The organism is Allobosea caraganae (assembly GCF_003351345.1).
In the GTDB taxonomy this organism is placed as follows: Bacteria; Pseudomonadota; Alphaproteobacteria; order Rhizobiales; family Beijerinckiaceae; genus Allobosea; species Allobosea caraganae.
In genome coordinates, this window is the sequence record NZ_QQTO01000040.1 from 43,127 (window position 1) to 67,495 (window position 24,369).

Annotated in this window: 25 protein-coding genes; 16 read left to right on the top strand and 9 right to left on the bottom strand. The window is 67.6% G+C overall.

Going from position 1 to position 24,369, the window contains the following annotated elements:
* The first annotated feature begins 237 nt into the window (after window positions 1–237).
* The 9 genes from DWF00_RS27790 (at window position 238) to DWF00_RS27830 (ending at window position 8,683) form a co-directional block, all read left to right on the top strand.
* Window positions 238–1,338, top strand: a complete 1,101-nt coding sequence (locus DWF00_RS27790; RefSeq protein WP_114832176.1) for an ABC transporter permease — start codon at window positions 238–240, stop codon at window positions 1,336–1,338.
* Between the two features lie 2 nt (window positions 1,339–1,340).
* Window positions 1,341–2,312, top strand: coding sequence for an ABC transporter permease (locus DWF00_RS27795; RefSeq protein ID WP_114832175.1), 972 nt, complete (start codon window positions 1,341–1,343; stop codon window positions 2,310–2,312).
* A 7-nt stretch (window positions 2,313–2,319) separates the two neighbouring features.
* Window positions 2,320–2,718 carry a cytidine deaminase gene (locus DWF00_RS27800; RefSeq protein ID WP_114832211.1) on the top strand — a complete coding sequence of 133 codons (399 nt, stop codon included), beginning with the start codon at window positions 2,320–2,322 and terminating at the stop codon, window positions 2,716–2,718.
* 57 nt (window positions 2,719–2,775) lie between these two features.
* Window positions 2,776–3,588, top strand: coding sequence for a purine-nucleoside phosphorylase (locus tag DWF00_RS27805; RefSeq protein ID WP_114832174.1), 813 nt, complete (start codon window positions 2,776–2,778; stop codon window positions 3,586–3,588).
* 4 nt (window positions 3,589–3,592) lie between these two features.
* Entirely contained in the window at window positions 3,593–4,354 is a 762-nt protein-coding gene (deoC, locus tag DWF00_RS27810; RefSeq protein WP_114832173.1) for a deoxyribose-phosphate aldolase, read from the top strand.
* The gene (gene deoA, locus DWF00_RS27815) at window positions 4,354–5,682 is read left to right on the top strand and encodes a thymidine phosphorylase (protein WP_114832172.1); all 1,329 of its coding nucleotides are present in this window, start codon (window positions 4,354–4,356) and stop codon (window positions 5,680–5,682) included. The genes deoC and deoA overlap by 1 nt, the downstream gene beginning before the upstream one ends.
* Window positions 5,679–6,623: a 2-hydroxyacid dehydrogenase gene (locus tag DWF00_RS27820; RefSeq protein WP_114832171.1), complete on the top strand. Its 945-nt coding sequence runs from the start codon at window positions 5,679–5,681 to the stop codon at window positions 6,621–6,623. The genes deoA and DWF00_RS27820 overlap by 4 nt, the downstream gene beginning before the upstream one ends.
* Before the next feature lie 108 nt (window positions 6,624–6,731).
* Complete coding sequence (locus DWF00_RS27825; protein ID WP_114832170.1) at window positions 6,732–8,090, top strand: esterase-like activity of phytase family protein; 1,359 nt, start codon at window positions 6,732–6,734, stop codon at window positions 8,088–8,090.
* 230 nt (window positions 8,091–8,320) lie between these two features.
* On the top strand, window positions 8,321–8,683 hold the full coding sequence (locus DWF00_RS27830) for an SPW repeat protein (protein ID WP_114832210.1): 363 nt from the start codon (window positions 8,321–8,323) through the stop codon (window positions 8,681–8,683).
* A gap of 61 nt (window positions 8,684–8,744) precedes the next feature.
* Here DWF00_RS27830 and DWF00_RS27835 read toward each other — a convergent pair whose 3' ends face one another.
* Genes DWF00_RS27835 through DWF00_RS29615 form a run of 3 tightly spaced genes read right to left on the bottom strand, consistent with a single transcriptional unit; the run spans window position 8,745 to window position 11,002 of the window.
* Window positions 8,745–9,923, bottom strand: a complete 1,179-nt coding sequence (locus DWF00_RS27835) for a Gfo/Idh/MocA family protein (RefSeq protein ID WP_114832169.1) — start codon at window positions 9,921–9,923, stop codon at window positions 8,745–8,747.
* 45 nt (window positions 9,924–9,968) lie between these two features.
* On the bottom strand, window positions 9,969–10,844 hold the full coding sequence (locus DWF00_RS27840; protein ID WP_114832168.1) for an SMP-30/gluconolactonase/LRE family protein: 876 nt from the start codon (window positions 10,842–10,844) through the stop codon (window positions 9,969–9,971).
* Window positions 10,844–11,002, bottom strand: coding sequence for a hypothetical protein (locus DWF00_RS29615; protein WP_181832864.1), 159 nt, complete (start codon window positions 11,000–11,002; stop codon window positions 10,844–10,846). Before DWF00_RS29615 ends, DWF00_RS27840 begins: the two co-directional genes overlap by 1 nt.
* 133 nt (window positions 11,003–11,135) lie before the next feature.
* Between DWF00_RS29615 and DWF00_RS27845 the strand changes: the two genes are divergently transcribed.
* On the top strand, window positions 11,136–11,810 hold the full coding sequence (locus tag DWF00_RS27845; protein ID WP_114853094.1) for a GntR family transcriptional regulator: 675 nt from the start codon (window positions 11,136–11,138) through the stop codon (window positions 11,808–11,810).
* A 163-nt stretch (window positions 11,811–11,973) separates the two neighbouring features.
* On the opposite strand, the gene DWF00_RS27850 is transcribed toward DWF00_RS27845, so the two are convergent.
* The 4 genes from DWF00_RS27850 to DWF00_RS27865 form a co-directional block, all read right to left on the bottom strand.
* A complete protein-coding gene (locus DWF00_RS27850; protein WP_147283817.1) occupies window positions 11,974–13,683 on the bottom strand; it encodes a hypothetical protein in 1,710 nt (569 codons plus the stop codon).
* 179 nt (window positions 13,684–13,862) lie between these two features.
* A complete protein-coding gene (locus tag DWF00_RS27855; RefSeq protein ID WP_114832165.1) occupies window positions 13,863–14,882 on the bottom strand; it encodes a proline racemase family protein in 1,020 nt (339 codons plus the stop codon).
* A gap of 4 nt (window positions 14,883–14,886) precedes the next feature.
* Window positions 14,887–15,837 carry a PfkB family carbohydrate kinase gene (locus DWF00_RS27860; RefSeq protein WP_181832863.1) on the bottom strand — a complete coding sequence of 317 codons (951 nt, stop codon included), beginning with the start codon at window positions 15,835–15,837 and terminating at the stop codon, window positions 14,887–14,889.
* Entirely contained in the window at window positions 15,837–17,015 is a 1,179-nt protein-coding gene (locus DWF00_RS27865; protein ID WP_114832209.1) for a fumarylacetoacetate hydrolase family protein, read from the bottom strand. The genes DWF00_RS27860 and DWF00_RS27865 overlap by 1 nt, the downstream gene beginning before the upstream one ends.
* A gap of 209 nt (window positions 17,016–17,224) precedes the next feature.
* On the opposite strand from DWF00_RS27865, the gene ugpB reads away from it, so the two are divergent.
* The 5 genes from ugpB (at window position 17,225) to DWF00_RS27890 (ending at window position 22,182) form a co-directional block, all read left to right on the top strand.
* Complete coding sequence (gene ugpB, locus DWF00_RS27870) at window positions 17,225–18,544, top strand: sn-glycerol-3-phosphate ABC transporter substrate-binding protein UgpB (RefSeq protein ID WP_114832163.1); 1,320 nt, start codon at window positions 17,225–17,227, stop codon at window positions 18,542–18,544.
* 63 nt (window positions 18,545–18,607) lie between these two features.
* Window positions 18,608–19,489 carry a sn-glycerol-3-phosphate ABC transporter permease UgpA gene (gene ugpA / locus DWF00_RS27875; protein ID WP_114832162.1) on the top strand — a complete coding sequence of 294 codons (882 nt, stop codon included), beginning with the start codon at window positions 18,608–18,610 and terminating at the stop codon, window positions 19,487–19,489.
* On the top strand, window positions 19,489–20,247 hold the full coding sequence (locus DWF00_RS27880) for a creatininase family protein (RefSeq protein ID WP_114832161.1): 759 nt from the start codon (window positions 19,489–19,491) through the stop codon (window positions 20,245–20,247). The genes ugpA and DWF00_RS27880 overlap by 1 nt, the downstream gene beginning before the upstream one ends.
* A complete protein-coding gene (gene ugpE / locus DWF00_RS27885; protein ID WP_114832160.1) occupies window positions 20,247–21,095 on the top strand; it encodes a sn-glycerol-3-phosphate ABC transporter permease UgpE in 849 nt (282 codons plus the stop codon). The genes DWF00_RS27880 and ugpE overlap by 1 nt, the downstream gene beginning before the upstream one ends.
* A 7-nt stretch (window positions 21,096–21,102) precedes the next feature.
* A complete protein-coding gene (locus tag DWF00_RS27890) occupies window positions 21,103–22,182 on the top strand; it encodes a sn-glycerol-3-phosphate import ATP-binding protein UgpC (RefSeq protein ID WP_114832159.1) in 1,080 nt (359 codons plus the stop codon).
* 110 nt (window positions 22,183–22,292) lie between these two features.
* Here DWF00_RS27890 and DWF00_RS27895 read toward each other — a convergent pair whose 3' ends face one another.
* A complete protein-coding gene (locus DWF00_RS27895; RefSeq protein WP_114832158.1) occupies window positions 22,293–22,982 on the bottom strand; it encodes a VOC family protein in 690 nt (229 codons plus the stop codon).
* Window positions 22,983–23,219: 237 nt separating this feature from the next.
* On the opposite strand from DWF00_RS27895, the gene DWF00_RS27900 reads away from it, so the two are divergent.
* Window positions 23,220–23,423 carry an acylphosphatase gene (locus DWF00_RS27900; protein WP_114832157.1) on the top strand — a complete coding sequence of 68 codons (204 nt, stop codon included), beginning with the start codon at window positions 23,220–23,222 and terminating at the stop codon, window positions 23,421–23,423.
* A gap of 207 nt (window positions 23,424–23,630) precedes the next feature.
* Here DWF00_RS27900 and DWF00_RS27905 read toward each other — a convergent pair whose 3' ends face one another.
* Complete coding sequence (locus DWF00_RS27905) at window positions 23,631–24,269, bottom strand: redoxin domain-containing protein (RefSeq protein WP_114832156.1); 639 nt, start codon at window positions 24,267–24,269, stop codon at window positions 23,631–23,633.
* Window positions 24,270–24,369: the final 100 nt, after the last annotated feature.

Sequence of the window (24,369 nt, forward strand, 5' to 3'; positions counted from 1 at the left end):
GGGTGCAAGGCCGCTTGTATCGTTGTTGCGCCTGGAGCATCGGACCGAAAAGTGGAATCCGGTTTTCGGAAAGATCCGACGCAATAACAAAGGCCTAGATCGCCACCCTGCGTCCGATAGGACGCACGGCGGTCTAGGGATGAAAGCGACCGTTTTGACTTTTCGCCCCCCACCCCTGCCCCTCCCCACAAGGGGGAGGGGTTCCCAGCGCCCGGTCGTCGAAGGGCATCGCCTTTCATGAGCGCAGCCCCGATCGAACTGCCGCGTTGGGCCGATATCGGGCTCGTGCCGCTGGTCAGCGTCACCGCCGCGCTGCTCGTCGCCGGGCTCGTCGTCATCGGCATCGGCGAGAGCCCGCTGGAGGCAACCGCGCTGCTGCTGCAAGGCGCGCTCGGCAGCGTCGAGGGCATCAGCTTCACGCTCTACTACGCCACGAACTTCATCTTCACCGGCCTCGCCGTCGCCGTCGCCTTCCATGCCGGGCTGTTCAACATCGGCGGCGAGGGCCAGGCGACGGTTGCCGGCATCTTCGCCGCGCTCGCCTGCCTCTGGCTCGCGCCACTGCCCGGCGTGCTCTTGGTGCCGCTGGCGATCCTGGCGGCTGCGGCGGGCGGGGCGCTCTACGCCTTCATCCCCGGCTGGCTGCAGGCGACGCGCGGCAGCCATGTCGTCATCACCACGATCATGTTCAATTTCATCGCGGCGAACCTGATCGTCTACCTGCTCAACTACCAGATGGGTAAACCGGGCTCGATGCAGCCGGAGACCCCGGACTTCGCCAGGCACGCCGTGCTGACGCCGATGCACGTGCTGCTGGCGCCGCTCGGCGTGAGACTGCCGAACACGCCGCTGAACAGCGCCTTCCTGCTGGCACTGGCGGCGCTGGTCGCGGTCTGGGCGCTGATCTACCGCTCACGGCTCGGCTACGAAATCCGCACCATCGGCGCCAATCCGCGCGCCGGCGCCTATGCCGGCATCTCGCCTGCCCGCATCACCATGGTCGCGATGGCGATCTCGGGCGCGCTCGCCGGCGGGCTCGCGGTCAACGAGGTGATGGGCGTGCAGCACCGGCTGACGCTCGACTTCACCGCCGGCTACGGCTTCGTCGGCATCGCGGTAGCGCTGATGGGGCGTGGCCACCCGCTCGGCATCGGGCTCGCCGCCGTGCTGTTCGGCGTGCTCAGCCAAGGCGGGGCCGAGCTCTCCTTCTCCAAGCCGACGATCAGCCGCGACATGGTCATGGTCATCGGCGGCGTCATCATCCTCTTCGCCGGGGCGCTGGAGGGGCTGTTCCGCCGGCTGATCGCGACGGGCCTCAGCCTGGGACGGAGGGGTTAGCGATGGAGTGGCTCCAGACCGTCGCCGTCATCCTCGATTCCGCGATCAGGCTGTCGATCCCGCTGCTCTGCGCTGCCATGGCCGGGCTCTGGTCGGAGCGCTCCGGCGTGGTCGATATCGGGCTCGAGGGCAAGATGCTGGTCGCGGCCTTCGCTTCGGCGGCGGCGGCCTATGCGACGGGCTCGGCCTGGGTGGGCCTCGGCGCCGGCATCCTCGCCTCGATCGTGTTCGCGCTGGTGCACGGCTTTGCCGCGATCACCTGGCGCGGCAACCAGATCGTCTCCGGCGTCGCCATCAACATGCTGGCGGCGGGGCTGACCGTCGTGCTCGGCAATGCGTGGTTTGGCCAGGGCGGACGTACCCCGCCGCTCGAAGGCGCCGCGCGCTTTCCCGACCTGACCCTGCCGCTGGCGACCACCCTGCGCGACGTGCCGGTGCTCGGCTACCTCTATTACGAGGTCGTCTCCGGTCACGCCGTGCTGGTCTACATCGCCGTCCTCGCCGTGTTCGTCACGGCCTATGTGCTCAGGCGCACCCGCTTCGGCCTGCGCCTGCGCGCCGTCGGCGAGAACCCGGCGGCGGTCGATACGGCCGGCATCTCCGTCGCCAGGCTGCGCTATGGCGCGGTGATCATTTGCGGGGCGCTGTGCGGGCTGGGCGGGACCTATCTCGCCGTCTCGCAATCGGCCGGGTTCCTGCCGCAAATGACTGCCGGCAAGGGCTTCATCGCGCTCGCCGCCGTGATCTTCGCCAATTGGCGGCCCTGGCCGACGCTCGGCGCCTGCCTGCTCTTCGGCCTGCTCGACGCGATCGCGACAAGGTTGCAAGGCGTATCGCTGCCCGGCATTGGGGAGGTGCCGGTGCAGGCGATCCAGGCGCTGCCCTATGTGCTGACGGTGATCCTGCTCGCCGGCTTCATCGGCAAGGCGATCCCGCCCAAGGCCTCCGGCCTGCCCTATGTGAAGGAACGCTGATTTGGCCGTGGACTTCGACGCACTCTTTGACGCAGCCAAGGCGGCTCAGCCCCGCGCCTACGCCCCCTATTCCCGCTTCAAGGTCGGCGCAGCCCTGCTTGCCGATGACGGCGCGATCTACCCCGGCTGCAATGTCGAGAACGCCGCCTACCCCGTCGGCGCCTGCGCCGAGGCCGGCGCGATCTCGGCGATGATCGCGGGCGGCGGGCGCGCCATCCGCGCCATTCTCGTGCTCGGCGAAGGCGAGGAGCTGGTCACGCCCTGCGGCGCCTGCCGGCAGCGCATCCGCGAATTTGCCGCACCCGAGACGCCGATCGCGATCGCCGGGCTAGACGGCATCCGCGCCCGGTTTTCGCTCGCCGAGCTGTTGCCAGCCTCGTTCGGACCAGCCAACTTGCGCAGCTGATTTGCGCCGCGGCGAGCCTTCGCCTGCGGCTGCGAATCCGGCGACCGAGGCGGGTGAATGGCGGCTGATCCAGATTTCGACAGGGCGGCGGAGGCGCTGATCGATCGCGGCGTCGACGGGTCGATCGATTGCGCCATCGTGCTCGGCACGGGCTTAGGCCGCATCGTCGAGGACATGGTCGATCCCGTCACCATACCCTTCGCGGACATTCCCGGCTTCCCGACAGGCGAGGTCTCCGGCCATGCCCGCGCGCTCAGCTACGGCACGCTGCACGGCAAGAAGGTGCTGATCTTCCAGGGCCGGGCGCATTACTATGAGACCGGCGACCCCGCCGTGATGCGCGTGCCATTGGGCATGCTGACCGCCTTCGGCTCGCCGCCGCTGATCCTGACCAACGCGGCCGGCTCGCTCAAGCCGGAGCTCCGGCCGGGCGGGCTCGCGCTGATCACCGACCATATCAACCTCAACGGCCTCAACCCGCTGATCGGCGATACCGGCGACGGGCGCTTCGTGCCGATGGTCGACGCCTACGATCCGCATCTGCGCGGGCGGCTGACGCGGGCGGCAGCCTCCTCCGGCGCCCATCTCGGCGAGGGCGTCTACATGTGGTTCTCGGGGCCGAGCTTCGAGACGCCGGCCGAGATCCGCATGGCGAAGCTGCTCGGCGCCGACCTCGTCGGCATGTCCACGGTGCCCGAGGTCATCCTTGCCAGGCGCTACGGCCTCCGCGTCGCCGGCATCTCGATCATCACCAACATGGGTGCGGGGCTGCTCGGCGGCACGCCGAACCATGGCGAGACCCGCGATGTCGCGATGGCGGCGACCACGGGCCTGCGCCGGCTGCTGCGCGCCTTCCTTTCGGAGCTTTAGAACCATGAGCGATATCGAGGCCGCCACGCGCGCGCTTGCCCTGCTCGACCTGACCGACCTCTCCGACCAGGCCAGCGAGGCCGGCACCTTGCAGCTTTGCGCGCGGGCCGTCGCCGAGCCCGGCCCGGTCGCGGCGATCTGCATCTGGCCGCGCTTCGTCGGCATCGCGCGCCAGACCCTGCGCGAGTCGCCGGTGCAGATCGCGACCGTGGTGAACTTCCCGGCCGGCGGCAGCAAATGCTCGCTGGTCGCGGGCGACATTGCGGAGGCGCTCTCCGACGGCGCCGACGAGATCGACCTCGTGCTGCCCTGGCGCGCCTTCCTCGACGGCGACAGCGACATCGCCCGCGAGATGGTCGCGGCGGCCAGGGACCAGTGCGGCGACAAGCTGCTCAAGGTCATCCTCGAGACCGGCGAATATCCCAACCTCGGCAAGGTCAAGGCCGCGTCCGAGCTTGCGGTGGCGGCCGGGGCCGACTTCATCAAGACCTCGACCGGAAAGACCGCGCATTCGGCCAGCCTGGAGGCTGTCGAGGTGATGCTGGGCGTGATCAAGACGGCGAAGCGGCCGGTCGGGCTCAAGCCCTCCGGCGGGATCAGGACGCTGGCCGACGCCAACGCCTACCTCGCGCTGGCCGATATCGCGATGGGGCCGGACTGGGCCAAACCGACGACGTTCCGCTTCGGCGCCAGCGGGCTGCACCAGGTGCTCGTCGACATCATCGCGGGCAAGGTCGCAGGCGAGCGGATCGACGGAGCCTATTGATGAAGCTGCCGCAGGAGATCATCGCCGCCAAGCGCGACGGCGCGGTGCTGGACGCAGCCGACATCCGCCAGATCGTCGCCGGACTGACCAATGGCGCGACCAGCGAGGGCCAGGCGGCCGCCTTCGCCATGGCGGTGTTCTTCCGCGACATGAACGCCGACGAACGCGTCGCGCTGACGCTCGCGATGCGCGATTCCGGCACGGTGCTGAACTGGGACGACCTGCCGGGACCAGCGCTCGACAAGCACTCGACCGGCGGGGTCGGCGACACGGTGAGCCTGCCGCTGGCGGCGGCGGTCGCCGCCTGCGGCGGCTATGTGCCGATGATCTCCGGGCGCGGCCTCGGCCATACCGGCGGCACGCTCGACAAGCTCGATGCCGTGCCCGGCTATGTGACGCAGCCGGATATCGGCCTGTTCCGCAAGGTGGTGCGCGAGGCCGGCTGCGCCATCATCGGCCAGACCGAAGACCTCGCCCCGGCCGACAAGCGGCTCTACGCCATCCGCGACGTCACCGCGACGGTCGAGACGATTCCGCTGCTGACCTCCTCGATCCTGTCGAAGAAGCTGGCGGCGGGGCTGCATGGGCTCGTCATGGACGTGAAGTTCGGCTCCGGCGCCTTCCTGCCCGACTTCAAGAAGGCGCAGGCGCTGGCCGACGCGCTGGTCAGCGTCGCCAATGGCGCGGGCCTGCCGACAACGGCGCTGCTGACCGACATGAGCGAGCCGCTCGCCTCGGCTGCCGGCAATGCGCTGGAAGTCGCCTATGCGCTCGACCACCTGACCGGGCGCAGGCGCGAGCCGCGCTTCCACGAGGTGACGGTGGCGCTCGCCGCCGAGATGCTGCTGCTCGGCAAGCTCGCCGATACGATCGACGAGGCGCGGGCGAAGATCGAGGGTGCCTTCGCCAGCGGCGCGGCAGCCGAGCGCTTCGCCAACATGGTCGCGGCACTGGGCGGCCCGGCCGACCTGCTCGACAAGCCGGCGAAGCACCTGACGGCGGCACCGATCGTCAAAGCGGTCTATCCGCAGGCGCCCGGCATCGTGCAGGCCGTCCATACGCGCGGCGTCGGACTCGCAGTCGTCGCGCTCGGCGGCGGCCGGACGCGGCCGCAGGACCCGATCGACCATGCCGTGGGCTTAGTCGAGCTTGCCGGGCTCGGCGAGCATGTCGGGCCGGAGCGACCGCTCGGCATCGTTCATGCACGCGACGAAGCCGGGTTCGAGATGGCCGAGGCGCGCCTGCGGCAGGCCTACACGCTCGACGAAGCCGAAGTCAGCCGCGGCCCGCTGATCGCGGAGCGGATCATGGAGAGTTCTGGACGATGACCTTGCTCGTGGCGATGACCGGCTGGCATGTCGAGGATTGGCGCGAACGCTTCCAGGGGCTGCTGCCAGAGCTGCCGGTCGCGGTGCTCGGCGAGCCGTTCGACCGGCGCGCGGTGCACTACGTCGCAAGCTGGAAGCATCCAGAGGGCAGCCTCGCCGGTCTGCCGAACCTCGCTGCGATCTTCTCGCTCGGCGCCGGCGTCGACCATCTCTTCGCCGATAAAAGGCTGCCGGACGTACCGATCGCGCGCGTGGTCGATCCAGACCTGACGACGCGGATGAGCGAGTATGTCGTGCTGCATTGCCTGATGCTGCTGCGTCAGCAGCGCCGCTACGACCGGCAGCAGCTGGCCAAGTCCTGGGACGACGACCGCAACCAGCCGGCGGCACGCTCGGTCAGGGTCGGCATCATGGGGCTGGGCGAGCTCGGTCTCGATGCCGCCCGCAAGCTGCAGGTGATGGGCTTCGACGTCGCCGGCTGGAGCCGCTCGCCCAAAAGCGTCGAGGGCCTGCCGAGCTTTGCCGGCGCGGAGGGCATGGCCGCGTTCCTGGCCCGCACCGACATCCTGGTCAGCCTGCTGCCGCTGACGCCGGAGACGCGCGGTGTGCTCAACGCCGAACTCTTCGCCGGCCTGGCGCGGGATGGCCGGCTCGGCGGGCCGTTCCTGATCAATGCCGGGCGCGGCGGCTTGCAGGTCGAGGCCGATATCGTCGCGGCGCTGGAGGCGGGCACGCTGAAGGGCGCGACGCTCGACGTGTTCGAGAGCGAGCCCTTGCCGGCGGAGTCGCCGCTCTGGAGCCACCCCGCGGTGACCGTGACCCCGCATAACGCGGCGATGTCGGAGCCCGAGGCGATCGCGACCCTGATCGCGACGCAGATCAGGCGGCTCCAGGCCGGCGAGCCGCTCGAACACATCGTTGACCCGGCTAAGGGGTACTGAGCGCCTCCCCGGCCGTCACGGCGCCGTCACGAGGCTGTCGCGCGATTGAAATGCTGCAAGGCGAAGCCCGCCGGGTCGGTTTCCCATCAACCCCCCGGAGGTCTCTCCATGCGTCTGACCCTCGCTGCAGCCCTGCTGCTCTCCTCGACGATCCTTGCCGGCGCTCAGGACGCGCCCAAGGAATTCCCCGCCAAGCTGCTCGGCCACGCCCTGCTGCCGGCCAACACGCTCGTCCCGGCCCCGACTGACGCCCCGGCCGACCTCAAGGTCTCCGGCAAGTTCAACACGCCCGGCAAGCGCGTCGAGGCCATCGGCACCGTGATGGGCCTCTCGGGCGGTCGCCCGACCGGTCTTTCCACCCCGTTCGCCGGCCAGCCGGTGCAGGGCTTCTCCGGCATCCGCTCGCTCGGGAACAACGAGTTCATCGTGCTGACCGATAACGGCTTCGGCGCCAAGGCGAACTCGCCGGACGCGATGCTGTTCTTCCACAAGCTCAAGGCCGATTTTGCCGGCGGCAAGATCGAGCGCACCGCGACCACCTTCCTGCACGATCCCGACAAGAAGGTGCCGTTCCGCATCGTCCAGGAAGGCACCGAGAAGCGCTACCTGACCGGCGCTGATTTCGACCCCGAGTCGATCCAGCCGATCGGCGACAAGCTCTGGTTCGGTGAGGAGTTCGGCCCCTACCTGATCCGCACCGACCTCAACGGCAAGGTCGAGGCCGTGTTCGAGACCACGGTCGACGGCAAGCCGGCCCGCTCGCCCGACCACTACGCCGTGACCACGCCGGCCATGCCGGGCGGCCCGGTCGAGTTCAACGTGCGCCGCTCCAAGGGCTATGAGGGCATGGCCCAGTCGCCGGACGGCAACTTCCTCTACCCGCTGCTCGAAGGCCCGCTCTGGAACGCCGAGACCAAGGGTTTTGAGGAGGTCGAGGGCAAGACCGTGCTCCGCGTCCTCGAATTCGACGTCAAGGGCGAGAAGTGGACCGGCCGCTCCTGGTTCTTCCCGCTGGAAGCCAAGGGCAACGCCATCGGCGACTTCAACATGATCGACGCCACGACCGGCCTGATCATCGAGCGCGACGATGGCGAAGGCACCGCCGACAAGGCCTGCGCCGCCGGCCAGCGTGGCCCTGACTGCTTCCACGACATCGCCAAGTTCAAGCGCGTCTGGAAGATCGAGATGACCGACGCCAATGTCGGCAAGCCCGTGCGCAAGGTCGGCTATATCGACCTGCTCAAGATCCAGGACCCGGACAAGAAGGCCAAGCAGGGCGCCATCGACGGCGTGCTGCCCTTCCCGTTCTTCACCATCGAGAACGTCGACGTCGTCGACCGCGCCAATGGCGTGATCGTCGTCGGCAACGACAACAACCTGCCCTTCTCCTCGTCGCGCGACCCGAAGAAGGCCGATGACAACGAGCTGGTGCTGCTCTCGGTCAAGGACCTGCTGGACGCCAAGTGAACGAACCGGCCAAGTAAGCGAACCGGCCGCGACCTGAAATCTCAAGTCGCGGCCAAGTCGTTCTTCGCCCTCAGTGATACTCTTATCGTGATGGCCGGCCCCGCGCCGGCCATTCGCGTTTGATGGCACCGTTCTTGAATGGTTCTTCCGCAAGGAGTAATATGGTGAATACCAAGCGCCTCGGCGCGAGGCGTGGTGGTTGAGGATGATCGTCACTGATGGAGGTGATCATGTTGACCGCGAATACGGATGGAAGACGGCCTCAGGACATCTGCAATCTGCTCCTGGCCGCGCTCCTGTTCATCTCTCCCTGGATCCTGGGCTACATGAACGAGACCATGGCGACGCGTAACGCCTGGATCGTCGCCGTGGTGCTCGCCGTCGTGGCGCTCGCGGCCCTGTCGGCCTTCGCCGAATGGGAGGAATGGGTGAACGTGGTGCTCGGCATCTGGCTGATGGTTGCGCCCTGGGTGCTCGGCTTCACCGGCAACTTCAACGCGTTCTGGACCCATTTCGTCCTCGGCGCCTTGACGGCGCTGGTCTCGGCCTGGGCAGTCTGGGAGTATCGCCACGAGCCACACGCCACGGCCTAGCAAGCCCGCGACGTGACGCAAGCCTGCCCGCCGCTGCGAGGCGGCGGGCTTTCGAGCCAACTCAGAACTGGCGAACCTTTGCCCAAGTGCCGCTTGCGGTCGAATCCAGGCAGGCTTCGATGAAGGCGAGGCCGTCGGCGCCGTCGGCGGCAGTCGGGGCCAGGGCGGCGAAGGGATCGGCCGGCTTGCCGGCCCGGCGCGCCGCGACCAGCAGCGCGAAATCAGAGTAGATATTGGCGAAGGCCTCGAAGAAGGCCTCGGGATGGCCGGGCGGGATGCGGGCGGCGCGGCGGCTGTACTCGTGCAGGGTCGGGAGGCCGCGGGTGCGGATCTCGGCCGGGCGGGCATTGCGCATCACCCTGAGCTCGTTCGCCGAAGCCTGCGCCCAGTGCAGGCCGCCGGCCTCGCCATAGACCTCCAGCGACATCGCGTTCTCGGCGCCGGTCGCGGCCTTCGTCGCGAACAGCACGCCGCGCACCCCGCCCTCCAGCCGAAGGATGACCGAGGCGGTGTCATGGGTGACCCGATCCGGCATCGCGGCGCCGACATCGGCCAGCACCGCCTCGACCTTGCGGCCGGTGACGAAGCTGAGCAGCTGATGCGCGTGGGTGCCGATATCGCCCATGACATGGCTCAGGCCGCCGCGCGCCGGATCGAGCCGCCAGCGTGTGCGCTCCAGCATCGCCTCCGGCTTGTCCTCGACGCGGGTGCCGAGCGAGCCCTGGACATAGGAGACGGTCGCGACCCTGAGCGGCCCAAGCTCGTTCTCGGCGACGGCGCTGCGCGCCTCGCGGACCATCGGATAGCCGGAGTAATTATGCGTCAGGCAGAAGACCAGACCGCGCGAGCGCGCCGTCTCGACCAGGCCGAGCGCGCTCTCCAGGTCGTTGGTCAGCGGCTTGTCGCAGATCACGTCGAGCCCGGCTGCGAGCGCCATCTCGGCATAGAGCTGGTGGCTGTCGTTCGGGGTCATGATCGCGACGGCGTCGATGCCGTCGGGCCGTTTGGCCTCCTCAGCGATCATCGTCGCCATGTCGGCATAGCCGCGCGGCAGGCCAAGCGCCTGCGCCTCGGCCAGCGCCCGCTCGGGCTTGGACGAGAGCACGCCGGCGACGGTCTCGAAGCAATCGTCGAAGCGGGCGGCGACGCGGTGGACCGGGCCGATCAGCGAGGCGCCGCCGCCTCCGACGAGCCCGAGGCGAACGCGGCGACCGAGCAGTGCGGTGACGGCGGCATGCATGGCGATACCTTTCGGGTGAGGGCTCAGGGCCTTCTTGAGCAGAGCTCAGCCTTGGAAGGACGGCTCGGGCAGGCCCTGAACGCCGGGCTCGGCCACGAAGACGCCGCCGGCGAGCGGCTCGGCGGCAAGCTCCTCCGCCGTCATGCCCTCGCACGCCGTGGTGATGTAGAGCGTGCGCAGGTCGGGTCCGCCGAAGGCGCACATCGTCACCCGGCTGACCGGCAGCTTGATCGTCCGGTCGATCTTGCCCTCGGGCGTGAAGCGCACCACCGCGTTGCCGACCCAGCGGGCGCTCCAGTAGCAGCCATCGGCATCGACGGCGGCGCCGTCCGGCCGGCCGGGCGCCGGGCCCTTCTCCAGAAAGAGGCGCTGGTTGCTCGGCGTACCGGTGTCGAGATCGTAGTCGAAGACGTAGACCTTCTCGGCCGGGCTGTCGGACCAGTACATCCGCTTGCCGTCCGGGCTGAAGGCAAGGCCATTGGCGATGGTGACACCGCCGGCGACGCGGGTGACGGCCTTGTCCGGATCGAGCCGCCAGAGCTGGCCGGAAACCGCCGCCTTCGCCATGTTCATCGAACCGGCGAGGAAGCGCCCGGCCGGATCGCAGCGGCCATCGTTGAAGCGGTGGTTGGCGAGCCCGGCCTCGGGCTCAGAGAGAATCTCGACGGCGCCGCTCTCGGGATCGAAGGTCGCAAAACCCTGCTCCATCGCCAGCACCAGCCCGCCGGCCTCGCGCAGCGCGAAGCAGCCGACACGGCCCGGCATCGCGAAGATGCGGTGCGCGCCGCTCGATGGATCGAGCCGGTGCAGGCGCTTGCCGGGAATGTCCGTCCACCACAGGGCCTGCGCCTTGCCGTCCCAGACCGGCCCCTCGCCGGTCTCGTCGCGCGCGTCGAGCAGCAGTTCGGCCGTGAGTTCCATCAGGCTGTTTCCTCTGGCGCCGGCAGTGCGCCTTCCCGTTCGGCAGGCTGGCATGCGGCTCGCATATGCCGGCGCGGTTTGCGTCGCGCGCTCACGACGGCAAGGTGGCTTTGCATTGGAATATTGTCAACAATGGCGTTGATGATCTTGTAGACCATATTGCCTCGCGCGTTTCCTGTGCTAAACTCATATTTGGCGCAATGTAAATGCGAGCAGGTGCGCGCTTTGTTGGCGCATGAGATCGTCGATCGTGCTTTACGGAACGTGGGCAAGAATCATGGCGAGAGGGGCATGGCTGTAGCTAAGGCGAAGGTGACGGCGGCTACCGATCCGAGTGTGATCACGAACAAGCTCGAAGAGGACATCGCGCTCGGGCGCATTCTGCCGCGCGAGAGGCTGATCGAGGAAGAGCTGGCGCTGCGCTTCGGCGTGAACCGCCACGTCATCCGCCAGGTGCTGATGGAGCTCGAAACCATCGGCCTGATCATCCGGCAGAAGAACAAGGGCGCCACCGTGCGCGACCTGCTGCCCGAGGACGTGATCAACATCTACGCGGTGCGCGAGCTGCTCGAAGGCAAGGCGGCCGAGTTGATCGAGATGCCGGCGAAGCCGGAGGTGGTCGCGCGGCTGAAGGACATCCAGGAGCGCCACGCCAAGGCGGCCGAGGCCGGCGAGCTGACCAATGTCTTCCGGCTCAACCTGCTCTTCCACAAGACCTTCTTCGCGGCCTGCGGCAATCCCCACCTGGCCGATGCGATCCAGCATTTCGCCCTGAAGGCGCATATCGCGCGCTCGCTGACGGTCGGCGACCCCAAGCTGCTGCGGCGCGCGGTCGAGGAGCATGCGGAGATCGTGCGCTATCTCGAAACCGCGGATAGGGCCAACCTTGTCCGGCTCGCGGTCGAGCACATCATCCCGTCCAAGGACGCCTACCTGGAGAGCTATCGCCGGCGCTTCGGCGAGTAGCTTCATTCAAAGCACGGCCCAACCGCAGCCCTCATCCTGAGGAGCCGCCTAGCGGCGCCTCGAAGGATGCTCCAGTTCGCTCGGTCAGCGCCCTCTGGAACATCCTTCGAGACGCGCCTTCGGCGCTCCTCAGGATGAGGGCTGAGGGTGTTCGAGCGATAACTCACTCCTTCAGGTACATGTCCCAGCAGGGCGCCAGCGCGACGAGCCGGCGGCCCTTCAGTGCCTCTGCGAAATGCTGGGTGATTGCGGTACGCGCCGTGGTCGGCGGACATTTGGGCTCGAGGATCGCGTCGGCCTGATTGAGCCCCTCCAGCGTCGGCTGGTCGATATCGGGGGTGCTGCGGCGCGGGTCGATACCGATCGGCGTGTTCGGCGTCGGCCTGCGGTCGAGCAGGTAGTTGAACGGATCGACGAAATCGAGCGTGAACAGGCTCTCCAGCCGGCGCTTGTTTGCCGCCTCCCAGGCGCGCAACGCCGTGACGCCCTGCTGCACTTCGAGCAGCCAGGTCGCCTGATAGTCGATCTCGGAATAGAGGATGTAGGAGGGCAGCAGGTTGCGGCGGACGAGGTCGCGATAGCTCTCCTGCTGCCCGGCATAGTGCTCCAGCATGCCCACGGCGCGTTCGGCGATGTCGGGTTTCAGGCTGACGCGGCCGAGCGGGCCGAGATCGGGAAGTTTCAGGCTGGTATAGCTCAGCCCGCCGAGCGCGGCGCGAGCGGCGCGCTGGGTGAAGATCAGCGCCGTCGGCAGCGAGACGGCCAGCGCGAGGACCAGGACGACCTGGCTCAGCCGGTCCCGCCTGCCCCAGCTGCCGAGCAGCACCAGTAGCACGATCGGCCAGAGCCCGATGAATTCGAGCGAGCCGGTATTCTGCGTCTCGAAGAAGGTCAGCGCGAAGAGCGCGGCCGCGAACCAGCCGAGCGGCGCGGCCAGCAGCGCCCGCAGGCCGGCGAGCGAGAACGGCACGCGCTCGCGCCAGGCGGCGAAGGCGAGCACTGCGAGCAGCAAGAGGCCGGGGCCGACGACGTTGAACTTGACCGAAGCCACCGTCAGGAAGCGCGGCAGCAATTCGCCGGTGTTGAGGCCGAGCAAGGTCAGGATATCGGCGAGATAGGCGCGCACGACGCCGGTCGCGAGGTCGAGCACGGCCAGCACCACCAGCACCAATCCGGCCGCGACCGCGACATCGCGGATGCGCATGCGCCCGGCCAGCATCGCGTAGCCGACGAGGATGGTGCCGGTGACGGCGCCGGTGATCTTGACCAGGAAGAGCGCCAGCATCAGCGCCGCGACCATGCCGTTGAGCAGGCGGCGATTCCTGACGAAGAGCAGGGCCGCGATCAACACGTAGAGCAGCAGGCTGACATGGCGGTTGTAATGGCCATAGCCGTCGAAGCCGGGCATTGGGTAGAGCCCGTGCAGGTTCACCGGCAGCGAGGCGAAGAGCAGGAAGGGCAGCAGCAGGAGCAGCGCCTGCGCCCGCGAGCGATGGCCGACATGGGCGGTGAGCAGCGCCAGCAGCGGCAGCGCAACCGGCAGCACGGCCCAGTTGACCAGCAGCATCGGCTGCGCCTGCGGGAACAATGCCTCAAGCCCGGTCGTGAGGTAGTAGCCGAGCGGGCCGACCGGCGCGAAGAAGTCGATGCTCGGAACCTGGCCCATGCGGATGCGCTGGACGGCATCGAGATAGACCGCGGTATCCCAGTAGTTCGGGCCGAGCGGCAGGCGCAACGGCAAAGCGAGCCCGGCGAGGACGAAGGCGACGAAGGCGGAGAGCCAGAAGACGGGCGAGCCGATCAGGCGCAGCATGCCGAAGGCCAGGCCATGGCCAGCCCTTGCCCGCTTGGGCTCTACTCCGTCCATCGCCACGACCAACCTCCTCACGTAAGGGAACAGGCTGACAGAGAAACGTTACCGGGTTCCTGTTTCGGGTGATGAATCAGCTCCCGATCAAGCTCCGCCGTCATTGCGAGCGCAGCGAAGCAACCCAGGGGGTCTCCCTCAGCCAGTCCCCCTGGATTGCTTCGCTGCGCTCGCAATGACGGGGGTTATCGCCCGGCGATCTCCGCAAAGCGCTCCGGCAGCTCGAAGCCAAGGCCGAGCGGGTCGTCGTCTTCGATCACGAAATTGCCCTCGCCGGCGAAATAGCTGGTGCCGCCGACCTCGACGGTGACCGCCCCTGCGGCCGGGTAATCCGCCGGCCCGACGACGCGGCCGGAGAAGGTGCCGCCGGTGATGCTGCGGAAAAGCCGCTCCTGCCCTGGCCGGACCAGCCCCTTGGCATGGTCGAGCGCCATGCGCGCGGTGACGCCCGAGCCGGTCGGCGAGCGGTCGATCTGGCGCTCGGCGAAGATGCAGAGGTTGAAGCTGGTCTCCTCCGGCCCGGTCTCGTCTGTGACGATCGTGCCATAGAGGAAGCCGAGATCGGGCTCGACCGGGTGCGTGATCGTCATGGTGGCGCGGACGATGTCGGTCAATGCGGCAGCGGCCTCGGTCAGCTTGCTCACGGGCGTCTCGAACAGGTCGAGCCCGAAGCGCTGGGCCGGCAGGATGCAGTAGAAGGCGCCGCCATAGGCGATGTCGGTCACGACTTTGCTGTAGCCGGGCACGTCGATGGCGAGGTCGCGCGCGAAGGCGAAGGCCGGGACGCTCTCGAAGCGGACCTGCCCGACCTTGCCGCTGGCCACCTCGCATTCCAGTCGCAGCAGGCCGCAGGGCGCCTCGATGGCGAAGCGGGTGACGGGCTCGACCGCCGGCACCAGCCCATGCTCGATCGCATAGCGGCCGAGCGCGATGGTCGCATGGCCGCACATGGTCGAATAGCCCTCGTTATGGGTGAAGAGCACGCCGAAGGCGGCCTGCGGGTGCGAGGCCTTGACCGGGATGACGCCGTACATGTCGGCATGGCCGCGTGGCTCCAGCATCATCGCGCTGCGGAGATGGTCGTGCTGCTCGCGGGCCTGCCGGCGCTTGTCGAGGATGGTCGCGCCGGTGAGCGCGGGATAGCCGCCAGTGACGATGCGGACCGGCTCGCCGCAAGTGTGGTAGTCGAGATAGCTGAGGCGCATGGGTTCAGGTCCGGCTTTGCTCGGAAGGCAGTTCGGGCGTGAGCCGCGGCGGATCGCAGCCGCGCCGGCCACAGGTCTCGGCGGCGACGCGGGCGGCGACGTCCATGGCGGACGCGGCCGCCTCGTCGGAGAGGCTGCGCAGGGCCGGCCCGAGTTCGCCCGCTCGCGCGACCGAAGCGAGGAAGCCACCCATGAAAGCGTCGCCCGCGCCAATCGTATCGACCAGCTCAGTGACGGGCGCGTAGCCGCGCACCCGCTCGCCCCTGGCTCGCACCAGATGGGCGCCGTGATCGCCCTCGGTCAGCAGGACGAGCGCGCGACCCTCACTGAGCCAGCGCGCGACGACCGTCTCATAGCCGGCTCCAAAGACCTGCTCGGCATCCTCGATGCTGAGCTTGACCAGATCGCAAAGGGTTACGCGCTCTTCGATCAGGCGAAGGATCTCCTCCGGTCCCGGCAAGGCGGGCGGGCGGATATTGAGGTCGTAGCTGAGGCTGAGCCCGGCGGCGCGGGCCGCGCGCATCAGCTCCAGCGCCCGCTCGCCGGAGGCGCCGACCGTCGCCCCGAAAGAGGTCAGGTGGAGATGGGCGATGCCATCGAACGAGGCCGGCAGCGGCGGCGGCTCGTCGAGCGTCGTTCTCGCGAGATGGAAATGATAGCGCGCCGCGCCATCCGTGCCGAGCGGCGCGACCACCGCGAGCGGCGTCGGCTTGTCGCTTTCGGCGAGGAAGCGGAGGTCGATGCCATCTTGCTCCAGCCGGGCGCGGAAGCGCCGGCCGAGCGCATCGTGGGAGAGCGTCGCGCAGTAGGAAACCGGCGCACCGCAGCGCGCCAGCGTCAGGGCGGTGTTGAAGCCGGAGCCGCCGAGCAAGGCCTCGTAGCGAGCCGCCCCGGCATCCTCCGGCACCAGATCGGCGAGCGCCTCGCCATAGACGAGGACGCCGCCGCTACCCATTAAAGCAGGCCGCGCTTCGCCAGGCTGCGCATCAGGTGCGAGGCGCCGAAGGTCCAGGGCTCGCATTCGTCGGAGCGGCGCATGCGGTTGACCAGGGCGCCGAGCTCGGGCGCAGCGATGGTGACGATGTCGCCGTACTTGTGCGTGAAGCCGCCGCCGGGCGTGTCGCGATCCTCGATCGGCGCGAACATGGTGCCGAGATAGAGCGCGGCGCCGTCCGGGTACTGGTGGTTCTTGTTGAGCATCTGGGCGGCGAGATCGGCCGGGTCGCGGCTGATCCTGGCGATCGAGGACGAGCCCTTCATGGTGAAGCCGTCCTCGCCCTCGACGGTCAGCGTCACCGTCGCCTTGCGGATGTCGTCGAGCGTGAACTTGCCGTCGAACAGGCGGATGAAGGGGCCGACGGCGGCGGCGGCGTTGTTGTCCTTGGCCTTGGCGAGCAGCAGGGCCGAGCGGCCCTCGACGTCGCGCAGGTTGACGTCGTTGCCGAGCGTGGCGCCGACGACCGCGCCGCTGGAGGCGACGATGATGACGACCTCCGGCTCCGGGTTGTTCCAGGTCGAGATCGGGTGCAGCCCGGCGTCGAAGCCGGTGCCGACCGAGGACATCGGCGGGGCCTTGGTGAAGATCTCGGCGTCGGGGCCGATGCCGACCTCGAGATACTGGCTCCAGGCGCCCTGCGCGATCAGCACCTCCTTGAGATGCATCGCCTCGGGCGAGCCGGGCTTGAGCTTGGAGAGGTCGTCGCCGATCAGCTTCTCGATCTCGGTGCGGATCGCGGCGGCGGCGCCCGGATTGCCGCGCGCCTTCTCCTCGATGACGCGCTCCAGCATCGAGATGGCGAAGGTGACGCCGGCCGCCTTGACCGCCTGCAGGTCGAGCGGCGAGAGCAGCCAGGGCTTGCCCGGGTCGCGCTTGTCCACAGGCGTGTTGGCGAGGATGTCAGCCAGCGAACCAACCGTCTCGCCCGCGGCTGCATGCAAGGCGGCGGCGGGGTCCGCCTGCTCGCAGAGGTCGCGCATCGTGGCGAAGGCGCGGGTGACGTCGACCAGGTGCTCGCCGCGCAGCGCCACCACGGCGGGGCCGGCGACGGCAGGGAGCCAGACGCGCCCGACGAGCGTCGCCGCCGCGGCGTCAGCCGGCAAGGTGTTCTGGGGGGTCAGGGCAAATTGCGGCATCATCGGCATCCGTTGCGTCAGGAATGGCTCAATATGGGCGGGGAGAACAGCCGCTTTGCCGCGAGTATGCAAGAGGCGGCACCCAACCAATGGCGCATGGCGCCCTTGTCGTCAGATTGTCATTGAAATGTCGCCGGCTCTTCATGCTAGCTTGCGCACCAACGACAATAGCCGCCCGCGCGAACCGGAGGGCGGAAGGGAGAACATACATGACCTTCAAACCCCGCTTCGTGCTTTCCGCCGCCCTGCTCTCCGCGGCCTGGTCGATGCCGGCCATGGCCCAGACGGAGATCCAGTGGTGGCATGCGATGACCGGCGCCAACAACGACGTCGTCGTCAAGCTGGCCGACGACTTCAACGCCTCGCAGAAAGAGTACAAGGTCGTTCCGGCCTATAAGGGCTCCTATGCCGATGCGCTGAACGCCGGCATCGCCGCCTTCCGCGCCGGCAACGCGCCTCACATCCTGCAGGTCTTCGAGGTCGGCACCGCGACCATGATGTCGGCTAAGGGCGCGATCAAGCCCGTCGCCGACGTGATGAAGGATGCCAACGAGGCGTTCGACCCGAAGAGCTACCTGCCGGCGATCACCGGCTACTACTCGACGACCAAGGGCGAGATGCTGTCGTTCCCCTTCAACTCGTCCTCGATGGTGATGTGGTACAACAAGGACGCGCTCAAGAAGGCCGGCCTGCCCGAGGCCCCGCCGAAGACCTGGCCTGAAGTGTTCGACGCCGCCAAGAAGCTCAAGGCCGCCGGCTTCGACAAGTGCGGCTTCTCCACCGGCTGGACGACCTGGGCCAACATCGAGCAGCTCGGCGCCTGGCATAACGTGCCGGTGGGCACCAAGGCCAACGGCTTCGACGGCTTCGACACCGAGTTCAAGATCAACGGCGACCTCTACGTGAAGCACCTGACCAACCTGGTCGAGCTGCAGAAGGACAAGACCTTCGACTATTCCGGCCGCACCAATGGCGGCGAAGGCCGCTTCACCTCGGGCGAATGCCCGATCTTCCTGACCTCCTCGGCCTTCTTCGGCAACGTCAACGCCAACGCCAAGTTCGCCTGGGGCAATGCGCCGATGCCGTATTATCCCGAGGTGCAGGGCGCGCCGCAGAACTCGATCATCGGCGGTGCCTCGCTGTGGGTGATGGGTGGCAAGAAGGCCGACGAGTACAAGGGCGTCGCCAAGTTCTTCACCTTCCTCTCCGACGTCGACCGGCAGGTGAAGCTGCACACCGAGTCGGGCTACCTGCCGATCACCAAGGCCGCCTATGAGAAGGTCAAGGCGTCCGGCTTCTACAAGGACAAGCCCTATCTCGAGACCCCGCTGCTCGAGCTCAACAACAAGGAGCCGACGGACAACTCGCGCGGCGTGCGCTTCGGCGGCCTCGTCCAGATCCGCGACATCTGGTCGGAGGAGATCGAGGCGGCGCTGAACGGCCAGAAGAGCGCCAAGGCCGCGCTCGACGCCGCCAACGAGCGCGGCAACCAGGCGCTGCGCCAGTTCGAGCGCACCGCCTCGCGCTGAGCCGGACCTGATCCAGAGGCCGGGGCACCAGCCCCGGCCTCTTCACTTTACCCGCGGGCGCCCATGCAGAAGAACGCCTATTTCAAGGGACTAACCATCCCGCTGCTGCTGCTGCTGCCGCAGCTCGCAATCACCATCGTGTTCTTCTACTGGCCGGCGAGCCAGGCGGTGTGGCAGAGCTTCCTGCTGCAGGACGCCTTCGGCACCTCGACCGAGTTCGTCTGGTTCGAGAACTACACCGAGCTGTTCTCGCGGCCGGAATATTTCAAGGCGCTGGTCAACACCGCGATCTTCTCGACCTTCGTCTGCGTGCTCTCGCTCTCGATCGCGCTGCTCTTCGCGGTGATGGCCGACCGGCAGATCCGCGGCGCCGAAATCTACAAGACCCTGCTGATCTGGCCCTATGCCGTCGCTCCGGCAATAGCCGGCGTGCTCTGGCTCTTCATGTTCGACCCCTCGCTCGGCATGCTGGCGCGCGGGCTGCAATCGCTCGGCATCGCCTGGAACCCGCGCCTCAACGGCAACGACGCGATGATCCTGGTGATCCTGGCGGCAACCTGGAAGCAGATCAGCTACAATTTCCTGTTCTTCCTCGCCGGCCTGCAGGCGATCCCGAAGAGCGTGATCGAGGCCGCGGTGATCGACGGCGCCCGGCCATGGCGCCGGTTCTGGACCATCGTCTTCCCGCTGCTCTCGCCGACCACCTTCTTCCTGCTCACGGTCAACATCGTCTACGTCTTCTTCGACACGTTCGGCATCATCGACACCGTCTCCGGCGGCGGGCCTTCGGGCGCGACCCAGACCCTGGTCTACAAGGTCTGGGCCGACGGCAAGGGCGGCACCGACCTCGGCGGCTCGGCGGCGCAATCGGTGATCCTGCTGATCATGGTGATCGGCATGACCGCGATCCAGTTCCGCTTCATCGAGCGCAAGGTGAGCTATTGATGGCCTCCGTTCTCTGGCAGGAGCTCACCGCCGAGGAGTTGCGCAGGAAGGCGGCGAACGACGCCGTCGTCATCCTGCCGATCGCCTCGATGGAGCAGCATGGGCCGCATCTGCCTGTTGGCGTCGACACCATCCTGTGCGGCGGCGTCTGCAAGGCGGCGGCCGAGCGGGCGGGCGAGACGGAAGTCGTCGTCGCGCCGACGCTGTGGTGCGGCATGGCCGAGCACCACATGGCCTTCGGTGGCACCTTCACCTTCGACATCCCGACCTATCGCGCCGTGCTGCTGGCCTTCCTCAGGAGCATCGAGCGCCACGGCTTCAACCGCGTCGTCATCGTCAACGGCCATGGCGGCAACATCGCCGCGCTCGGCGCCTTCCTGCCGGATTTCGCCCGCGAGACGAGCCTGCGCATCCTCGGCACCACCTATTTCCAGCTGGCGCAGGAGGCGATGCAGCCCTTCATGCAGGATCAGGCCAGCGTGCTGCACGCCTGCGAGGTCGAGACCTCGATGATGATGGTGCTGGCGCCGGAGACGGTCAGGCATGAGCGGCTGCCAGAGGCCTTCGGCATGCTCGGCGCCGATCTCGGCGCGCTGACGCGACCGACCGTCGGCCGCTACAAGCCCTTCCGCGAGATGACCGAGACCGGCGTGATCGGCGATGCCCGCCGCGCCACGGCCGAGAAGGGCGAGGCCTTCCTCAACGCCTGCGCCGACGAGCTGGCCAAGCTGCTGCGCAACAAGGAGGCCTGGCACTGATGGTCGAAGACCGGCGCCTCGGCGATCTGATCGCCTACATCATCCTGACGATCGGCGTCGCCATCGTCGCCTTCCCGGTCTGGCTGACCTTCGTCGCCTCGACCTGGGACGCCTCGACCATCATCAATGGGCAGCTGCCGCTCTATCCCGGCCCGCATTTCTTCGAGAACTACTACCGCGTGCTCTTCGTCGGCACCGCGAGCACGACGCGCGAGCCGGTCGCGACCATGCTGTTGAACTCCTTCGTGATGGCGATCACCATCGCGCTCGGCAAGATCTTCATCTCCGTGCTCTCGGCCTACGCCATCGTCTACTATCGCTTCCCGTTTCGGATGGCGGCGTTCTGGATCATCTTCGTCACGCTGATGCTGCCGGTCGAGGTCCGCATCTTCCCGACCTTCAAAGTCGTCTCCGACCTGCGCATGCTCGACACCTATCAGGGCCTCGCCGTGCCGCTGATCGCCTCGGCGACCGGCACGCTGCTGTTCCGCCAGTTCTTCCTGACGATCCCCGACGAGCTGCTGGAGGCCTCGAAGATCGACGGCGCCGGGCCGTTCAAGTTCTTCAAGGACACGCTGCTGCCGCTCTCGATGACGACGATCGCGGCCCTGTTCGTGATCCAGTTCATCTATGGCTGGAACCAGTATCTCTGGCCGCTGCTGGTCGCGACCAAGGATTCGATGATCACCATCGTCATCGGCATCAAGAAGATGATCGTCACTTCCGACGCGCTGACAGAGTGGCAACTCGCCATGGCCACCGCCATGCTGGCGATGCTGCCCCCCGTCTTCGTCGTCATCGTCATGCAACGGCTCTTCGTGAAGGGCCTGGTCGAAACCGAGAAGTAGCCCGCACATGGCCCAGGTCACGCTCACCAACGTCAAGAAGGTCTATGCCGGCGGCGTCGAGGCCGTGAAGGGCGTGTCCTTCGACATTCCCGATGGCGGCTTCTGCGTGCTCGTCGGCCCCTCCGGCTGCGGCAAGTCCACGCTGCTGCGCATGGTGGCGGGGCTGGAGACGATCTCGTCCGGCGAGGTCAGCATCGGCAGCCGGGTGGTCAACCAGATCGAGCCGGCCGACCGCGACATCGCCATGGTGTTCCAGAACTACGCGCTCTACCCGCATTTCAGCGTCTACGACAACATGGCCTACGGCCTGCGCAACCTCAAAACGCCCAAGGACGAGATCGACAAGCGCGTCAAGGAAGCGGCGCGCATCCTGGCGATCGAGAATCTGCTGGAGCGCCGGCCGCGCCAGCTCTCCGGCGGCCAGCGCCAGCGCGTCGCCATGGGCCGCGCTATCGTGCGCAAGCCGCAGGTCTTCCTGTTCGACGAGCCGCTCTCCAACCTCGACGCCAAGCTGCGCGTGCAGATGCGCGTCGAGATCAAGAAGCTGCAGCGCGCGCTCGGCGTCACCTCGATCTACGTCACGCACGACCAGGTCGAGGCTATGACGCTCTCCGACAAGCTGGTGGTGATGAATGGCGGGCAGGTCGAGCAGATCGGCGTGCCCTCGGACGTCTACCGCAAGCCTGCGAGCAAGTTCGTCGCGACCTTCATCGGCTCGCCGCCGATGAACATCCTGCCGGCCCATATCGACGGCCCCGGCATCGTCGCGCTCGGCGACGCCATCCTGGAGGCGCGCGACCTCCGGCAGAACCTCACGGAGGGCACCAAGGTCGAGGTCGGCCTGCGGCCCGAGGATATCGAGATCGCGTCCGAAGGCGCGGCCGGCACGCTGCCCTTCGACGTCGAGTTCATCGAGGAGCTGGGGGCGACCCAGCTCTTCCACGGCAAGCTCTCCGGCCTGCCCTTCGTGATGCAGGCGGCGACGGACGTCGTCGCCAAGGAATCGAAGCGGCTCTGGATCACCGTCGATCCCGACCGGGTCCACGTCTTCGACGCGACCAGCGGGGCGCGGCTCGGGCGGGTTTGAGTGCCTAGATCGCCACGCGTCCCTTCGGACGCAAAGTAACGATCCAGGCTTTTGCTATTGCATCGGATATTCCGAAAGCCGGATTCCACTGTCCGGTCCGGTACCTCTGCCTATAACGGCAGCTGCTCGCCCGCCTGCTCCTTGACCATGTACTCGGCGTACCAGCTCGGCCAGTCGGCATCGCGCTCGCCGCCCATCCGCTTCTCGTGCTCGCCATGCGCTGCCTCGGCGCGCCGCAACGCAGCCGCGAACTCGGCCGTCGAGGTGAACGTCGTGACGGCGTCGACGCGCCCGGGCAACCGCGCGGTAATCTCCTGGAACAGCCAGCCATTGCCGTCGGGATCGCTGAACGAGGCGAAGGAGCGGTAGCTGCGGCGGTCGGGGTCCTGGCCGCCGACCCGGGCCCGCCCGAACAGATAAGGCTCGTCCGGGCCGGCATAGACGCCGGCGGCATCATGGAACACCTCGCTGACCTCAATGCCGCGATCGAGCAGCCCGGCGCGGGCGGCCTCGATGTCGGAGACGATCAGATAGAGCCCCTGGGCGGAGCCGGGTGGCGCCGCGGTGACGTTCCTGCCGAATATGACCGAGCAGCCGGAGCCGGGCGGCGTGAACTGGATCACGCGGAACTCGTCGCCCGAGGCGAAATCGGCATCGAGCCTCCACCCGAGGTCGCCGTAAAAGCGCTTGGCGCGATCGACGTCCGAAACGGGGATGACGACGATCTCGAACTTCATGTCGACCGCCCCGGCCTTCGGGGTCTCGATGGCGGTTTCGCCGCGCAGCTCGGTGGTGCTCATGTCGCGCTCCTCAGGGTTGGATGTGATGCTCCTCAGGCATGGGCGTGGGCATGACGAAATCCTACGCCGGATCGGCGTGCGGGCGTCATCAATCTCCGTGATGTCCGAAGGGGCAGCGACCCGATGCTCTAGGCGGCCGGGAACGGAGGTCCGGCCTGATCATGTGACCCAGATCACATTCACGCCGGCCCCAAATGCCTATGCGTCAGCGCACCGAAGCACCTCGGAGCGCACGGCATGAACCCGACATATGAACAGAAGCTCGAGCAGTTCCGGCGCCGGGAGATCGAGCGGACGCGCCAGGCCGGCCTGACCGCCTATGTCATGAACGAAGATGGCAGCGTGCTGCGGATCGCGCCCGACGGGACGAAGGATCTGATCGTCGTGCGGATGGGGCAGCAGCACGTGCAGCCGGTCGTGTGCGCGGGGGCGGGGCGGTAGGGCGCGGCTCAGTCGCCAACGCAATGAAACGCGGGGAACCCCTCTCCTGTAAGGAAAGGGGCAGGGGTGAGGTGCTGGCCGTTTGACGCTGCAGCCGTGAGCCAACGGCGGCCCTGCTTCAGCCTCGCTGGTGTTCTGGCCGACCCCTCACCCTGCCCTCTCCCTACGGGAGAGGGTTCCCCGCGCCTCTATCGGCTATCGCTCGCCTCAGGTCGTCGGCGCCAGCTTGATGGCGCAGCCGTAGGACTTGGTTGCGGCTTCCGAGACCGGCTTGCCGGCCTTCAGCTCGGCCATGGCCTGGCGGACATAGCTCTTGGCGCCGGTCAGGCTGGACGGGCTGGCCGAGGGCTTGTCGTCGATCGCTCCAGCATAGACCAAGGTGCCCTGCGGGTTGATGATGTACATGTGCGGGGTGGTCTGGGCGCCATAGGCGCGGCCCATCGTGCCCTTCGGGTCGAGCAGCACGCTCGACGGCGCCGCGTCGCGGGTCTTGGTCAGGTCCTTGGCTTGCGCCGCCTCGACATGGCCCTGCTCGCCCGGCGGCGAGGAGACGACGCTGAGCCAAACGATGCCGTCCTTGGTCATGTCCTTCTGCAGGTTCTGCATGGTCGCGCTGTTATAGTGCTTCCGGACATAGGGGCAGTCATGATTGGTCCATTCGAGGACCACGGTCTTGCCGGCATAGTCCGAGAGCTTCTGGGTCTTGCCGTCGGCATCGACCACCGAAAAAGCCGGGGCGGGAGCGCCCGTCTTCGGCGCGGCCTGGGCGAGCGCGGCCCCCGCACCAAGGGTCAGCCCAGCGAGGGCAAGGCCGGCGATGAAAGTCTGCCTGGTCATGGCTTTCATGTCTGTCTCCGTCTTCTGGGGTTGCATAGGCTTATCTATCGCATCGTTTACCCGGAAAACCGGTTCCCACTTTTCCACACGATGCTTTAGTTCAGAGCAA

Bases quoted from the DNA above. Each gene is read 5' to 3' on its own strand.
- DWF00_RS27890 (WP_114832159.1), top strand. From the start codon at position 21,103: ATGGCCCAGGTCACGCTCACCAACGTCAAGAAGGTCTATGCCGGCGGC.
- DWF00_RS27880 (WP_114832161.1), top strand. From the start codon at position 19,489: ATGGCCTCCGTTCTCTGGCAGGAGCTCACCGCCGAGGAGTTGCGCAGG.
- DWF00_RS27845 (WP_114853094.1), top strand. From the start codon at position 11,136: ATGGCTGTAGCTAAGGCGAAGGTGACGGCGGCTACCGATCCGAGTGTG.
- DWF00_RS27840 (WP_114832168.1), bottom strand. From the start codon at position 10,844: ATGGAACTCACGGCCGAACTGCTGCTCGACGCGCGCGACGAGACCGGC.
- DWF00_RS29615 (WP_181832864.1), bottom strand. From the start codon at position 11,002: ATGGTCTACAAGATCATCAACGCCATTGTTGACAATATTCCAATGCAA.
- DWF00_RS27805 (WP_114832174.1), top strand. From the start codon at position 2,776: ATGGCGGCTGATCCAGATTTCGACAGGGCGGCGGAGGCGCTGATCGAT.
- DWF00_RS27790 (WP_114832176.1), top strand. From the start codon at position 238: ATGAGCGCAGCCCCGATCGAACTGCCGCGTTGGGCCGATATCGGGCTC.
- ugpE (WP_114832160.1), top strand. From the start codon at position 20,247: ATGGTCGAAGACCGGCGCCTCGGCGATCTGATCGCCTACATCATCCTG.
- DWF00_RS27820 (WP_114832171.1), top strand. From the start codon at position 5,679: ATGACCTTGCTCGTGGCGATGACCGGCTGGCATGTCGAGGATTGGCGC.
- DWF00_RS27895 (WP_114832158.1), bottom strand. From the start codon at position 22,982: ATGAGCACCACCGAGCTGCGCGGCGAAACCGCCATCGAGACCCCGAAG.
- DWF00_RS27825 (WP_114832170.1), top strand. From the start codon at position 6,732: ATGCGTCTGACCCTCGCTGCAGCCCTGCTGCTCTCCTCGACGATCCTT.
- ugpB (WP_114832163.1), top strand. From the start codon at position 17,225: ATGACCTTCAAACCCCGCTTCGTGCTTTCCGCCGCCCTGCTCTCCGCG.
- DWF00_RS27900 (WP_114832157.1), top strand. From the start codon at position 23,220: ATGAACCCGACATATGAACAGAAGCTCGAGCAGTTCCGGCGCCGGGAG.
- DWF00_RS27795 (WP_114832175.1), top strand. From the start codon at position 1,341: ATGGAGTGGCTCCAGACCGTCGCCGTCATCCTCGATTCCGCGATCAGG.
- DWF00_RS27865 (WP_114832209.1), bottom strand. From the start codon at position 17,015: ATGCCGCAATTTGCCCTGACCCCCCAGAACACCTTGCCGGCTGACGCC.
- deoC (WP_114832173.1), top strand. From the start codon at position 3,593: ATGAGCGATATCGAGGCCGCCACGCGCGCGCTTGCCCTGCTCGACCTG.
- DWF00_RS27860 (WP_181832863.1), bottom strand. From the start codon at position 15,837: ATGGGTAGCGGCGGCGTCCTCGTCTATGGCGAGGCGCTCGCCGATCTG.
- DWF00_RS27855 (WP_114832165.1), bottom strand. From the start codon at position 14,882: ATGCGCCTCAGCTATCTCGACTACCACACTTGCGGCGAGCCGGTCCGC.
- DWF00_RS27905 (WP_114832156.1), bottom strand. From the start codon at position 24,269: ATGAAAGCCATGACCAGGCAGACTTTCATCGCCGGCCTTGCCCTCGCT.
- deoA (WP_114832172.1), top strand. From the start codon at position 4,354: ATGAAGCTGCCGCAGGAGATCATCGCCGCCAAGCGCGACGGCGCGGTG.
- DWF00_RS27835 (WP_114832169.1), bottom strand. From the start codon at position 9,923: ATGCATGCCGCCGTCACCGCACTGCTCGGTCGCCGCGTTCGCCTCGGG.
- DWF00_RS27830 (WP_114832210.1), top strand. From the start codon at position 8,321: ATGTTGACCGCGAATACGGATGGAAGACGGCCTCAGGACATCTGCAAT.
- ugpA (WP_114832162.1), top strand. From the start codon at position 18,608: ATGCAGAAGAACGCCTATTTCAAGGGACTAACCATCCCGCTGCTGCTG.